This window comes from Thiohalophilus sp. (genome assembly GCF_034521165.1).
Lineage (GTDB): Bacteria > Pseudomonadota > Gammaproteobacteria > UBA6429 > Thiohalophilaceae > Thiohalophilus.
In genome coordinates, this window is sequence record NZ_JAXHMV010000001.1 from 19,449 (window position 1) to 32,626 (window position 13,178).

Genomic DNA, 13,178 nt, shown 5'->3' on the forward strand with positions numbered 1-13,178 from the left:
CCAATCGCGGACTCCCGATCGACCGGGTGACTTTGTTCTACGGCTCCGTGGGATTGCTGGAAGCGATGGCCTACAAAGGCAAAGTGAGCGAAGGCGAAGTGACGCTCGACGTGGGTTACATTCCCGGACGTTCGGAAGCGGCGGCCACCACACTGGCAGGCTACATGAACGACGAAGGCGTCGGAATCAATCATGTGCTGTACCGCTACATCGGCTTAACGAAGTCGGAAGAGCAGCAGGTCATCAAGTCATTGCGCAAGCGCGTGGCGAAAAACATTCAGGATGAATTCAATAATTAATCGACATCGGAGGTTACCCACTATGGAACATCGAAGTTACAGCACGGACGTCAACGTTATCTCGCTACTCGTCGTAATCGGCAGTATTGCTACGGCATGTTCGGCTATTGAAAAGATCACCACAGAGCGCTCTGTGAGGGTTGATTCTGTGGAGGTTGAAGTGCCAGTGCCGGTATAGCGAGCATGACGACTTCTGTTGCCGTGGCATAGCGACTCGTGTACTTGAAGATGACAGGCTACGCCTGTGAGCTTACAAGAACGCTGCCGACTCCTCCAAATGCCGAAATACGAAATGCCCAACAGTGCCGATCGGAATGTGATGCCGAAATGGACACCGTAACTTTCCAATCACTTGCCAGACTGGATGCAGATCGACTACACCATCAAGCCGGAAACCGTAAGAGTGAAGGTGCCACAAAAGACGATCACCGAAAAGATCGAAACCACCGTAGTCGAAAAAGAGATGCCAAACTGGGGTTGGATTGTGATCGGAATCTTAGGTGGGTTTTTGCTGGTGATCCTGATCTGGTGCACATAAGTAGATGAGATAAGCCGTCTCTTCATCGAGTCTTTGAGATTAACCACAGGCTTTCACCTGTGCAAATTCCTCGAGGGAATCTTTGAAATCCTCAAGGCTTCGGTAGAGTGCATACGTACCTTGAATACTCTGCCATCTCCTCGACCTTGTACAATGGCAGCCGTTACGGAGCCTGCAAGATCGCCAGTCTGTCGTCCAATTGTTCCGCTTTTCTTTGTGGATCTGCATCATGGCTGTCTTCCGTTTCAAGCTTCTCTAATCAACAATCTACCAACTTTCATATTTGCTGAATCAGGAATACATTCTTGTTGCAGCTCCATTTTGAAATAATTCAATTATCGCTTTTCAACCAGCTTGATTTTATAGACGATTCTTTCGAGCGATCCTATCTCAGGTTTTCAACTTGAATCTCTTCATCTCATTATAAGCGATTTTAGAATGATATTGCTTTGAGCTCATTTATCCATGAGTACGCAATTCCAAACTTCTCACAGATGTTTGATGCGATGAGTGTTGGTCGTTTTCAGAGCAGGTGAGAATTTCAGTTCCCTGAAATTTAACGATGTCTTTTGATTTGCTCATTGTATTGGTTTTATCGGATTAAAAAAAGGTGCCGATGCGCTCCCAAATGGTACATCACGTGATACCATCCATCAGATCGAAACTGATGCACGCACCGGCATGTAAACTCTTTATTGCACCGGCTACTTCTCAATAGAGCCTAATGCAGTGCGATTGTAATGTGTTTTTTCGGATTACTCCAAATGTACACCACGAACCGCACATTGTCAATAAGTCGAGTATTGGGAACAGAGAGATTCAAATAATCATCCGAGAACTCCACGATCTCCGCATCACTCTGCTTCTCCTTCAGTTCATCGTCCCACTCCGGGTCCACCCACAGCCAGGAGTGAATGCAATTCCATCCGCCGGCATAGATCTTGACCGGTGAAAGCTGGCCGTTATCCATCGCCTCAATTTGCTCGAGCGTGAACACCCTGCCAATACAGCGCAGGCAAAACGGGCGGGTGTTATCACGGGCATCGCCATAGTAGAGGCCGTCCTTCAATCCCGCAGAATCGCGCACCTGCTCCCGCCCGATCCGGTTGTAGGAACTCACGATCATCTTGGAGTTCACCCGTGCGAAGTGCGCCTTGCCATCTGCGTACTGGAAGATCAGGTCCTCCATATCCGCACGGTTGATGAGGCCCTGCGCAATCTCCCGCCTGAGGGTGTCAATGGTTCCCTCCAGGAGTTCCTCCCGCATCTTCGACATGTTGGTGCGGAACAGGTTGGTGAGCGCCTCCGCATCCTTCGAGCGCTGCACGGCATCGTTCAGGTTCGGGAGGGAAAGCCCCAGTCCGGAGTAGAAATCTTTGGTATCGGTGAGGATCTGCTTGGTGCTCGTCTGTATCTGTCCGGCCAGATCGGTGTTGATGATGCTCCGCGCATTCTGCAGGGCATCGTCCACAATGGAATCGAGGTTGGCATTGGAAAGCTGCTCCGGAGAAAAGCCGGCGAGGGCATCCATAATGGATTGCGTGTACGCCTTCACAAAATCATCCACACTGGAGTAGCTTCCGGCCTTGGCTAATTCAGACTGGAGCTTTTGTTCGAGGTTCTCGATATCGTCGAAAATTGACATTTTTTTAGGTGTTAGGTTTGTTTATCAATGTGTTAGGTTCAATGCTTGCAAGCAATGTTTCAATTTTGGACTTCCACTGCCGGTGACATAACACGGACTGTTGCATCCACGGACTCGCTCATCCGCTTCGCCGCATAACATCGCGTTCATGCGACTTATGATCCTGATCTTTGTTCTAATCAGCGCATCATGTATTTCTATTGGCTTAGAATGCTCATAGTACTCATATCAGGAGTCTCAATACGGTTCTGATCTTCGACTTGTAGTATGCCCATAACTCCTTATGACACGGTAATCATGCGCTTCAATACCATTTTCGGCATCCTTAAATTAGCTCAACTAATCAAATTTCTCCGTTATGCCTCATTTTATTACTTCTATTGCCACTGTATGGCTTACCGTCTATATTGCGTGTAGCAAATTCACATTATTCGTAACCACTTAACAATTGCGATCAAGTTGCGACCTGTCGCATCATTTCGAATCATGGTAATTCTGATGCTGCATCAAGGCATGTTCTCCGTGATCTGTTAATCATTGTCGATTGAATATTCGGCATCCGATCTAAGATTCAACGTTATCAACCTCATTTCGCTTCAGTTCCGTTTCCTGCTTCTAAGTTTTGTGATCCACTTATCTATAATAAGGAATCGGCAATAGCTCTTTTTGCTTTCGGGCTTTTTCCAGTTCCTCTTTGAGTTCGGAGTCCTGCCATTTCTCGATCGGCTTTTCTTCTGTGGTGGCTTGCAGCTCCTTCGGCTTCAACTCCGGGAACAATTCATTGCGGAGGTGGACGAGATCTTCGAGGACTTTCGGGCGCTGTATCCATTGGTTGAACTGGCGGATGATCTCGCCCTGGTTATTGCCTTTGCGTTCGTGGCTGTTCTGCACGGCGTAGGTTTTGAACTCCCGGATGATCACCGCAAAGGGAATCTGTGCCGGCACGATCGGGTTCTTCCAGTACAGGTCCAGCCAGAAATCATTGAGCATGGCATCCTTCAGTTCCTTCCGGGAAGGCAGCTCGCCCGTGGCCCCGATCTTCATGAACAGCAGGTACAGGTTCTTACGGTCCTGCGTGGCCGGGATAGGCTCGGCAGTCTTCAACCCGCCAAAGCGCTGGATGGCCTGCGCCTTCGTCTCAACCAAAGCAAGCTGCTTAGTTGAGGAGGTAGTCTGCGTGGTCGTCGCCTTTTGTAGCTCGGTTGAATCCGCCACTTCCGCCTCCGGTCTTTTTGCGTTTCAGTTTGATCCAATTTCTCAGGGTTAAATACACGCTCACATACTTCTTCGAGAGTCCGTTATAATTCTCCATCTCAAGCAGGGTGTCGTGGATCTCCTTCTTATCGAACTCCTCCTCCAGCTTATCGATCTGCTCATCCGTCAGCTGCTTCTTCAGCTTCAAAACATTCTCCAGCTCCTCGCTGATGTACGCCTTCAATTTCTCTTTGTCGATGGGTTGTTCCATAGCTATCAGCTTTCAGCCCTCAGCTTTCAGTTTGCACAGGTTTTCAATTTCATCTTTTGACAGGTTAGGAGAAATATCCAGAGTGTTTTGAACGATGTCACAAATTCGGAACATGGAACCTCGTTCGAGAAGGAGAGCAAGAGCCAAAGCCATAGAGGGCTTGCTGTATTTATTCATAAGCTTCATAGCTAATTCTGCAAGCTCCATTTCCTCGGAATAAGCTGAAAGCTGATCGCTAACAGCTGACTGCTCCTTATCTTTCATCTCACTACTCATATCTAAAATCTCCTATTTAATTAAAAACTATCGGTACTGCTGTTCGCCGAATCATTCGGTCCTTATGCATATTCCATGATGTAGACCACCACACGCATCGAAGGTCTGGCTGGTCTTCAGCTTCTGAAGCGGCTGCCACGTAGCCGGCTCATAAGTTCCCATTTCCACTATCACTCAAATCAATCATATCCTTTTCACCTTTCACATTCGCCGTTTCACCTTTATCACTTTGATTCACCTAACACTCCAACCATATCCGACTTGATTCGGTTTCAGCTTCGCCACTCACCTGACTGAAGTGCGGAATCGATCCCTTCTTATACAACCGCCGAAGCACCACCAATTCCTTCTCCGAAATGCGGATGCGGTAGAAGCTATGCTTCACGCCATCGCGGTTCTCGGTTTTGTTCTCGGTAGCGTAGCCATAATTATTCTTCAGGTCACTGCTGCGGGAATGAACCGGGTAGCACTCACTCTTGCACATGTGCTTAGTGAACTCCCGGATCTCCGGCAACGCCACCCACCGGTTCGCGTTCTTCAGCAAGGCAATCAATACAGCTTCGTTATGCGTCATGGCTTTGGACTTTTTAATTTTCAAACTTTTGAATTTTTCAATTGTCCTGAAATTCAATCTCACCCTGCCCCTTACTCACCGACTCCTTATATCTTCGTATGAATTTTGCTACATCAAGGCGATCTGTGGGCTTAAGGAATGAGTTACGATACTGGAAGCCGTGAAGGCAGCCCTCGTTCATGCAGGCATAGGTGCGCACCTCACTCAGCGGATCGCCGGCCTCATGCCGATACTCCTCCTTATCCACTACAATCGCTTTATGTCCACACTTCAGGGCATTCCACTTTCAGGCGCTTTTCCTCTCGTCATTAATGGGGATTACAATCGTGTGAAACCAGAACAGATCGTTAATAGCTCCCACCGTGCACGTGTTATCGGTCACATAGGCATCGATCGCTTTACGAGCCTCCAGTCCGTCATTCGTAATGAACGGCTTCATATAATAGCGTTTCATGCCGCGAAATCCTGCAGCAGATCCTACATCCGCTCAATGAGCATTCCTAGCTCAGCCTCACCTTCCAGTTGCTCACTCAATTCTGCATTCTGATCTCACTAGCATCTGCGTCATTCGCATACTTGTATTCTTACTTAGTCTGCGTCATCTTGATCGTCTCAGCAATCATCTCGCTCTCGTTAATGGAAACTGAACTTAGACTTGCCAACTCCATCAGTTTCATATTCACTTTCGGTTCAGTTTTAATTCATCATCAGCTCCGTTATTCTATTAGCCTTTCGCGATTAATTCTGCCAGTACCTCAATGCCATTTCTACTGATCGACTTCGGATTGTACAATTAAGCTGATTATTTGAATACAAGCATCTCGTATTCGTCTTACCATCTCCGGCTTTGCCTTTACATAGTCGTTCATCTGATCTTATGCGCATCTCGTCAATAATCTGCATTCACTTTCACCGTATTCACTTTTGCCATCATTTTTCATTTCGAATTTTTAACATTTAGAATTAAGGGGCTTCCCCGCGTCCAACTTCTCCAACCACCGATCCACACTCTTCATATTCGTAGATCCCAAAAAGATCTCCCGAAGAGGTCCTTCGATATTTGGTTTCGGATTCGTTTCCGTTTTTGCATTGTGATACGCTTTGATCACCTCCGTCTTATCCACCCGCTTATCACGGTAGGGACGGTCCTCGGCAAGGGCGGCGATCATAGCCGGGTCCTTCACCGATTCAAGCTGCTTCAACACCGACTGCTTTTTCTGCTGCTGTGCCACTTCGGTTTCCACCGTCTTCTCCCGGATCATGGCGATGTAGGAAATCAACCCAACCACCAGGGGAAAGATGGAGCCCGAGATCAGGGCGCGGAACCAATGCAGATCCGCATACGCCCAGATGTTCACATACAGCTGGAAGAGGATCAGGATCACCAGCGTAGCCCACGTAACCTGCCGGGCGATCTTCACCTTGCTGATAAACTCATCCTTCAGCAGGTAGAAGCAGACCACCACCATCACATCGAACGATGCGGCCAGCCCCAGGCGAATCACCCACGGTTCGGTCTCATAAAAGTTGAAGATGTGATAGCTCATAACAATCAGTGGCACCGCCACCAGGTAATTAAGATTCGAGATCTGTTTAAGTCCGGTCATTTCTGTCCTTCATTCATTTCATCGACTAAACAGCGTTCAGCGGTATCTTCCTTCATCGCATCCATGCCTCGAGCAGATTCAATTCATCTGCACCAACTCCGGGTGAACCAGTTTCTGAGAAAGCATCTTCGAGATCGCAAACGCCAGTGCGTGCTTTGGGTACTTCGTGAAAAGCTCCTCAGCCTTCGCCAGCTCCTGCTCCGCAGTCCTCATCAAACCAATCGGGCAGAGTTAGTATCACTCACTGAGATACTCCTCATGCTTCACATATTCATGCGTTCTGATCGTCCCACACTTCCACAGCCGTAGTACCATTTCGAGCGGTGGGTGTGGAAGGCTTCGCGGAGGATATCCCGAGCCTTCACCAATCGTTCATCCGGCAGCTCGTCCGTTTCCATTTCCATGAACTTCTTCAGCTCCGGCGTCCATCGGAATTGCTTCTTCCTGGAAGCGCCAAACAGCATCGCCTCCAGCATGTTCATCAGGAAGGCCACCTCTTTATCATCCTCCACATTGCGGTGCTCGTTGATGAAGCTCTGGATCAATGCCGTGGCCTGCTGCGCACGATCATCAAACTGGCGGCTGATCTGCTGATTGCAGCTGAACTTGTACTTACCATCCGGACTGTAGATCGTCAGGCTTGTCTGCTGCATAGAAGGATCAAGCTCTGCGTTACCCGGCTCAATCACGCGATCCACAATGCGATCGAGTACAAAGTTGTGCAGGTCGTTCATAGCCCTGATCCGTGCTTTGTCCAGCATCAGGATTTGCTCAATCAGCATCTCCGTGGTCTGCTCGGTCAGCGTGAAATCAAGGATCTCACGATGCGCCTTTTTATACGGATAAGTCCGCTTGCTGCTTTTCTTAGTGTCGGGCTTTGCCTTTTCACTTTTCACTTTTGATTCTGTTGCCATCATTCTTGGGTTTAATTGTTAGGTGTTAAGAGAGCCGCCGGGTATCAGCCGACCGGCTCACAGAGGTCATATTCGTGCGGTATCTAATTCAGCGTTCATATCTTGCAGTCTTTAATCAAGAGCCAGATTCCAGTCAAATTCTTGAATCAGCCTTGTTTTCATGTAAGTGACTCGAATCCGTCATAGTTCTTCGCATCGGCCTTTCCATCATTTTGAACTCTTTCACTCATCATCACTTTGAATTTAACTTTAATGCATCCCATGCCAACCATGCCGCCATTCACCCATATTAAAGGATGAAACCAGCAGTATCCACTCTATTTGGTTAAATGGTTCCATGCGTTCATAAACAACGTTTGTGCAGCGTTCGGAAGGTTGCCCGTGCAGTTTATGATTCTTGATCAAGCTCGTCCTCTTCAGCCAGACGTATATCATCCGCCTTCCAAACCTCATCGGGATCGGCCACTCCAGCTCAAACTTATCACGCGATCACCTGCAGGATTTCCATCTCAATATCTTCAGCCGGACCATGGATCTAATGCTGCCATCCTCAACGATATAGCCGTTATAGAAAGTGCGGCTGTTTTATAGGCCGGGCAGATATCCCCCAGGTACGCCTCAGCTGCATCATGCAGCAGGCCCCATTTAGAATGCCGGCGATCCACCATCGAAGCCACACGCAGGGAATGCTCCGCCACGCTATAGAAACCCGGCACACCACCATTCCACCGGCAGATCCGCGAAAGGTGATGCGCGATATCCTCAATGGTGATATCCTCCGCCTGATATATTCATCGGGTCCACCATCAACCCCGAAGGATACATCCGCACCTGATTTCTACTTTCTCATCCGTTATCAGCTTGCTTTCACCGTTTCACTGTGATCTGCTTTCACTTCGTCATCATATTCGTTCTTTGTTTTCTGATTGTCGTTATGTACATCCATAATTCACTCGCCTTGATTGATAGGTCTCATACATGAAATCGCACGTACGGATAGGCTTCTTCAATAGCTTATTCATTATGTGAACACGGCCGACTGTAGCCTGTGATCTTAAACCTGCAGCACCTCATCCAGGTGTCATGTCGCCAACCGCCTCCACCACCTCCGCAGGACTGGATAGCTTTCGGTCAAACATGTACTTCATTTCCGCCAGTAATTCATCATTTTAATTTTAACATTTAACATTCCGCGAAGCGGCTAAGCCTGCTTGTTAATCTTCTCATTCACATCCGCCGCACCGGTCGCCTTCACCTGAATCTTCTTCCTGGGCTTACTTTTATTCGCCTTGGGTTGATTTTTGAACTCGAAGTGGTACAGGTCCAGCGATTCATTGCCCACCCGGTACGCATTATCCATGGCATTCAGGATGGCGCTTTCAATGGAAAGGGCGGTCACTTTGCCGTACTCATCAAACACGGCTTTCTCAGCCACCACACGCGCCTGTTCTTCGGTTAAGCAATCCCTGAGAGAAGTGAAGGGCCAGGTCTGTTTTCTCAGCCTTGGTATAATCGAAATCGTACGTGCGCACGCGAAGGCTCACCTCCTTATTCTGCTCGATCAATCCAACCAGGTTAGGCTGACCGATCATCACCACGCCGAGGGTGTTTCCGGTTCCAAGCAGCTTCATATCCCGAAAGCGTTTAATGATGTTGAAGGTGTCGCCCTTCAGCTCCTGCGCCTCGTCAATCACTAAAACGATCGTCATGCCTTTGGTTTTAGCCTTGGCAAGAATACGCTCCACCATGTGATTCCGGGCAATGTTGCTTCGGGGAATAGACTTCGATCCGTCATACTTCTCACCCAGCCGCATAATGATAGAGCAAAGCAGCTCCGAATCTCCAATACCGCGGCGGTTGGGAGAGGTGATCTCCACAAATTCCACCTTTTCGTTCTTCTCCAGTTCATGCAGCGCCTCAAAAACCGTAACGGTCTTACCGCTGCCGATCGAGCCGGCAAAGCTCACCCAGCTGTGATCCTCGATCATACTCTCCAGGATGTCCTTCACCTTATTATAGGTTACGCCCTTAATGATCGACGGACGTGTCCTTGATCCCAAAGTGCGCAAATAGTTCAGTTTGTGTAGTCATCGTATCGTTTTTTTAGTTGTTGATTTATTGCTTCATCACCTGGTATCTGCGCACAGTCAGCCGGTAATCGCATTCTGTATCTTGAAACCAGCACTGCTTAGGATGCGCTGCAGCTCGGCCCTTGCGCTGCTCCAAAGGCTCATTCAACCTAGTCGCCTTCATCCGCAGGCCACATGTTCCGCTTTCACTTTTCACTTTTGCCGTTTCACTCTTCATCATCATATCTCCGTTTAACTTGCGGTTTGGTGTAAATCCTTCAATCACTGCTTTCTGTTAATTTCTCAGCCTCATAACAGCTCTTCGAAATATATCCTGAGCCTGTAGCGCTCAGAATCATCCCACCGGCAATTAAAGACCTGGCAGATACACATCTTCGCTTTATTCCAATCCGTGAAGGCATGCTTAACCGGCTTCGCCTGGAAGGGAGTGTCCGCCTCAACATCACTTTCAGAATGAGGTAGGGTGTGAGGCTGTGGAGCCCTTTCACTTTTGCCGTTTGTCTTTTCACCTTCACGACCAACCAAGACTCAATCTTCTGCGCACCCTCAAGCTCAAGCGGCTCCTTCGTCACTTGCTCCTTCACAGTCTCATCATGCAGTTTCTTGCCGGTAGCATTGGCGGGATCAACCGGGATCAAGTCAAAGGTATCCTTACCATCCTTCGAACTTCCCATTAGATCTCCATCCGGGTTGATGTAGAAATTCACGCGCTGACCGATGTACTTATCCGGTACCCGGTACAATTCATTATCAATCGAGATTTCCCCGTAGGCATTCACCTTGCGATCGTCCTTCTTATATAGGATGGCGAAGATGTCTGTGTTCAAGGTCCGCTGCTCCTTCACCCGAAGCCCTGTTTTATAGACCTGTTCAATGCGTTTGGTTTTTGTAGGGGTGAGCCTGATTGAGTAACTGAGTAGCGTAGTTATGCGCCAGCACATTCAGATCTTCCAGTGTGATCACATCCACGCCTTTCTTCTTAAGCTTATAAGCGAGCTTAAGTTCAAACCGCTGCCATAGCGTTCGGAATCTGCGCTCCACCTTACCCATACTTTGATTGTCTGCGAGGCGGTCATTTTTAGGCGCGGCCAGCTCCACCCGAATACCCAAATGCTTTTTCAATCCATCCCTGAAAGCCGCGTTCTTACCGGTAGCACCCTGATCTAATTTCAGCACTTCCGGGAAGATGTTTGAACGGATGCGTTTCATCCTCTCTTTGCCAGGCAAATTGAAGGAAACGGGCGGTCATCATCATGTTTTCACCGGTGGCGGCAAAGTAGCGCACCAGGTACGCGCGGGAAACCGTATCCAGATATCCCACAACCCACAATCTCAAGCGCTCAGATTTAGGCTTATTCTTGTAATCCCACTGACCCCGGCGGCCATCCACCTTCACGATCAGTTCATCGTCATCACTTACGCCCACCTCAAAGTATTCACTGCGGGAAAAATCCATCATGTGAACCTGATTCACGTGCTCATCCTCATGACGCGTGTACGCGCGGGGCTGTTGATATCCGATCTCTCGTAATCTCCGGTCGGCAGTAGCCACCGTCACTTCGCCTTCGGGAATCTCTCCGGCCTCCTCCAATATCTCGATGGCATCCTCGGTTGAAAGCAACCTGCCATCCAGCACCATAGCGATACGGCTCGGTCTTCACCTTGGCTATCATATTGATGTACCCGCGAGGCACCACCGGATCACGCTCACAACGCTTCGTTCCGTTGGTGATATCTATATGTCGGTACAGGGTAGCAACCGACACATCGAGGCGCTCAGCGATAGTCTCCGCCGTAGAGCGCTTCTCACCGTGAGGCGCATCTTCAAGTTCAGTTCGTATTTCAGAGAGGAGAGAGTCAGACCAGGTCATTAATTAATGATTGGATCGTTAAAAATTAAGAGCAATTCCATGTGCATATTATTGAAGCGTTCACTGCCCGACTGTATGCGGTTCAGGCGCTCCACAAATCGAAGCTGCACTTCCTCCGGCAGGTCCTCAACTTCTACCCGCGTGATAATCTTTTGGATCTTCTCCCAGCACTCATCCAGCTGTTCGATATCCGTATTCACCTGATCAATCGTTACCGACTTTTCCCGGTACGTATCATCAAGGTGCTTCAGCTCATCATTCTCTTTCTTAAGGTGATCCCGCTCCAAGCTCCGCGTTCTTTTTTTGCTCCTGAACGACTTCATAGTCCTGAACTTTTTTGGACATTTTTTTAATGACGGTCGTCAAGTACCTTCATGGCAGAAAACCTTTCAGTTCTTCAGCTGTATATCTTCATCACCGATTGACAATCTCACCATTTTGCATCAGATCGTCTGACCTGATCTTCAGCTTTCTGAGCAATTAGCTTTCTAATTTTTCGAAGTACCAAGACTCTGGATATGGTTTTCATTTACTGACCTGACTCATCTTCAAATAGGGTTTGTAAGTCCGATTCTTCTCAATAATGCATAGCTATAAGCTTGCATATCGACAGGAATCTGTTTGGCCTGAAATAATCCTTCGAGCACTATCATACCCAAGCTCCTTGTACAGTTTTTCATCAATTATCTCCGCCATGTATCTGATAGCTCATCTGCAGAAGACGCATCTTCAAGTTTAGCATCCATAAGATCTACAGCCCTTACTGTGACGCATTCTCAGTTAGATACAGTGTACTTCACGATTCGTGTGCCGAATCGTCGCACACACTTTGCTAATTCCTGGTTCTGACTCATTGTTAAATCCTAATTCTTTAATTTTAAATGGTTGTTCGGCAAGGATGCGCTCCATGCCGGTGATTACTTTAGTGGCTTCGTATTTCCAGAGGCTCGGAACTATCTTTTGCTTGCCGGTCTGGCGAATTACAAATCTGGATAGGTCCTACATACCCCACCCAAGCTCACTCTGAATCTTCATTGATCCGGTGAAGCTGCTGATCAGCTAACCTGGGCTTTCGGCTTTACTGGTGTGAGGGCGCTTGACCTTTTCCGGTGAAATGCAATAGCCACGTGATAGAAAAGCTTTGACTGCTTATCGGTCAGGCTGTATTCCGGTACTGATCTGGCATCACCGGTATCTTCAACATAAAGAAATCCTTCATCCAGGCTTTAACTTCGTCGCCGATCCCGAAAAGCACCTTTCTCAATCGCCTCGTCGATAAGGATCTGGCGCTGCTTAAACTGCTTCTTTTGCTCGTGGGTGAAGTCACTGTATAGGCAGTCTTACTCATTCGCCGCCTCCGATTCCTGCTCAGAAAGAACCTGACTTACATAAGCCAATGGAAAACCCCAGCTTCTTAGCCGCCTCACTTTTCCGAAGTGCATCTCTTCACACAGAAACAAGATCATCTCCTTATTATCTATGCCAAGCTTTCGCATGCGCTTTATCAGACCAAAATCCATTCCCATCCGCATGGCGGTAAACGGTAGCAGATATGCAAACCCAAATCCTCAGCCACTTCTTTGGCGTCTGGGATTCTTGCGCAGAGCTTCACGGGTTATCAGAAGGAAAAACCTCCTGCTGTATCGGGCGGTTCTTTACAAGCTCACTCATTACGCAGCCTCCACTTTCTCTCTCTCGATCACCAAGGATCATTTGAGCATACCTGGTATTCATTTCAACCTTAGGCAGCTCAGACAGGTACTCAATAGCCCGAAGCCAGACTTCATCCACATCAGATTTCATGCTCCTTATTAAAAGTGTTCATCACAGTCGCATAAGTGACACTCAACACACGGCGCGCAATTTTTGCACGCGTCTCCTCTTTTGATCATAGACCGG

16 protein-coding genes are annotated in these 13,178 nt (G+C 48.2%); 2 read left to right on the forward strand and 14 right to left on the reverse strand.

Features of this window, described 5'->3' with window-relative positions:
* Positions 1-26: 26 nt before the first annotated feature.
* Both U5K34_RS00140 and U5K34_RS00145 read left to right on the forward strand, forming a co-directional pair.
* A complete protein-coding gene (locus tag U5K34_RS00140; protein WP_322566537.1) occupies positions 27-299 on the forward strand; it encodes a hypothetical protein in 273 nt (90 codons plus the stop codon).
* A gap of 364 nt (positions 300-663) precedes the next feature.
* Entirely contained in the window at positions 664-837 is a 174-nt protein-coding gene (locus tag U5K34_RS00145) for a hypothetical protein (protein WP_322566538.1), read from the forward strand.
* A gap of 721 nt (positions 838-1,558) precedes the next feature.
* Here the strand turns inward: U5K34_RS00145 and U5K34_RS00150 are convergent.
* The 14 genes from U5K34_RS00150 to U5K34_RS00215 all read right to left on the reverse strand — a co-directional run bounded on the left by U5K34_RS00150 (position 1,559) and on the right by U5K34_RS00215 (position 11,566).
* A complete protein-coding gene (locus U5K34_RS00150; RefSeq protein WP_322566539.1) occupies positions 1,559-2,482 on the reverse strand; it encodes a hypothetical protein in 924 nt (307 codons plus the stop codon).
* A gap of 633 nt (positions 2,483-3,115) precedes the next feature.
* Positions 3,116-3,697: a hypothetical protein gene (locus tag U5K34_RS00155; RefSeq protein WP_322566540.1), complete on the reverse strand. Its 582-nt coding sequence runs from the start codon at positions 3,695-3,697 to the stop codon at positions 3,116-3,118.
* A complete protein-coding gene (locus tag U5K34_RS00160) occupies positions 3,639-3,947 on the reverse strand; it encodes a hypothetical protein (protein ID WP_322566541.1) in 309 nt (102 codons plus the stop codon). The genes U5K34_RS00155 and U5K34_RS00160 overlap by 59 nt, the downstream gene beginning before the upstream one ends.
* A 12-nt stretch (positions 3,948-3,959) precedes the next feature.
* Complete coding sequence (locus tag U5K34_RS00165; RefSeq protein ID WP_322566542.1) at positions 3,960-4,223, reverse strand: hypothetical protein; 264 nt, start codon at positions 4,221-4,223, stop codon at positions 3,960-3,962.
* 238 nt (positions 4,224-4,461) lie between these two features.
* Positions 4,462-4,797 carry a hypothetical protein gene (locus U5K34_RS00170; protein WP_322566543.1) on the reverse strand — a complete coding sequence of 112 codons (336 nt, stop codon included), beginning with the start codon at positions 4,795-4,797 and terminating at the stop codon, positions 4,462-4,464.
* A 286-nt stretch (positions 4,798-5,083) separates the two neighbouring features.
* Positions 5,084-5,251, reverse strand: a complete 168-nt coding sequence (locus tag U5K34_RS00175) for a hypothetical protein (RefSeq protein WP_322566544.1) — start codon at positions 5,249-5,251, stop codon at positions 5,084-5,086.
* Positions 5,252-5,747: 496 nt separating this feature from the next.
* The gene (locus U5K34_RS00180) at positions 5,748-6,404 is read right to left on the reverse strand and encodes a hypothetical protein (protein ID WP_322566545.1); all 657 of its coding nucleotides are present in this window, start codon (positions 6,402-6,404) and stop codon (positions 5,748-5,750) included.
* Positions 6,405-6,667: 263 nt separating this feature from the next.
* On the reverse strand, positions 6,668-7,321 hold the full coding sequence (locus U5K34_RS00185) for a hypothetical protein (RefSeq protein WP_322566546.1): 654 nt from the start codon (positions 7,319-7,321) through the stop codon (positions 6,668-6,670).
* Positions 7,322-8,519: 1,198 nt separating this feature from the next.
* Positions 8,520-8,753, reverse strand: a complete 234-nt coding sequence (locus U5K34_RS00190; RefSeq protein ID WP_322566547.1) for a hypothetical protein — start codon at positions 8,751-8,753, stop codon at positions 8,520-8,522.
* Positions 8,746-9,306: an ATP-binding protein gene (locus U5K34_RS00195; protein ID WP_322566548.1), complete on the reverse strand. Its 561-nt coding sequence runs from the start codon at positions 9,304-9,306 to the stop codon at positions 8,746-8,748. The genes U5K34_RS00190 and U5K34_RS00195 overlap by 8 nt, the downstream gene beginning before the upstream one ends.
* Positions 9,307-9,665: 359 nt before the next feature.
* The gene (locus U5K34_RS00200; RefSeq protein ID WP_322566549.1) at positions 9,666-10,235 is read right to left on the reverse strand and encodes a hypothetical protein; all 570 of its coding nucleotides are present in this window, start codon (positions 10,233-10,235) and stop codon (positions 9,666-9,668) included.
* 43 nt (positions 10,236-10,278) lie between these two features.
* Complete coding sequence (locus U5K34_RS00205) at positions 10,279-10,617, reverse strand: hypothetical protein (RefSeq protein ID WP_322566550.1); 339 nt, start codon at positions 10,615-10,617, stop codon at positions 10,279-10,281.
* Entirely contained in the window at positions 10,553-11,047 is a 495-nt protein-coding gene (locus U5K34_RS00210; RefSeq protein ID WP_322566551.1) for a hypothetical protein, read from the reverse strand. The genes U5K34_RS00205 and U5K34_RS00210 overlap by 65 nt, the downstream gene beginning before the upstream one ends.
* Before the next feature lie 231 nt (positions 11,048-11,278).
* Positions 11,279-11,566: a hypothetical protein gene (locus tag U5K34_RS00215; RefSeq protein WP_322566552.1), complete on the reverse strand. Its 288-nt coding sequence runs from the start codon at positions 11,564-11,566 to the stop codon at positions 11,279-11,281.
* Positions 11,567-13,178 lie beyond the last annotated feature (1,612 nt).

Coding starts and splice junctions, on each gene's coding strand:
- U5K34_RS00180 (WP_322566545.1), bottom strand. CDS start 6,404: ATGACCGGACTTAAACAGATCTCGAATCTTAATTACCTGGTGGCGGTG.
- U5K34_RS00185 (WP_322566546.1), bottom strand. CDS start 7,321: ATGATGGCAACAGAATCAAAAGTGAAAAGTGAAAAGGCAAAGCCCGAC.
- U5K34_RS00150 (WP_322566539.1), bottom strand. CDS start 2,482: ATGTCAATTTTCGACGATATCGAGAACCTCGAACAAAAGCTCCAGTCT.
- U5K34_RS00160 (WP_322566541.1), bottom strand. CDS start 3,947: ATGGAACAACCCATCGACAAAGAGAAATTGAAGGCGTACATCAGCGAG.
- U5K34_RS00170 (WP_322566543.1), bottom strand. CDS start 4,797: ATGACGCATAACGAAGCTGTATTGATTGCCTTGCTGAAGAACGCGAAC.
- U5K34_RS00205 (WP_322566550.1), bottom strand. CDS start 10,617: ATGAAACGCATCCGTTCAAACATCTTCCCGGAAGTGCTGAAATTAGAT.
- U5K34_RS00195 (WP_322566548.1), bottom strand. CDS start 9,306: ATGATCGAGGATCACAGCTGGGTGAGCTTTGCCGGCTCGATCGGCAGC.
- U5K34_RS00175 (WP_322566544.1), bottom strand. CDS start 5,251: ATGAAACGCTATTATATGAAGCCGTTCATTACGAATGACGGACTGGAG.
- U5K34_RS00210 (WP_322566551.1), bottom strand. CDS start 11,047: ATGGTGCTGGATGGCAGGTTGCTTTCAACCGAGGATGCCATCGAGATA.
- U5K34_RS00145 (WP_322566538.1), top strand. CDS start 664: ATGCAGATCGACTACACCATCAAGCCGGAAACCGTAAGAGTGAAGGTG.
- U5K34_RS00165 (WP_322566542.1), bottom strand. CDS start 4,223: ATGAGTAGTGAGATGAAAGATAAGGAGCAGTCAGCTGTTAGCGATCAG.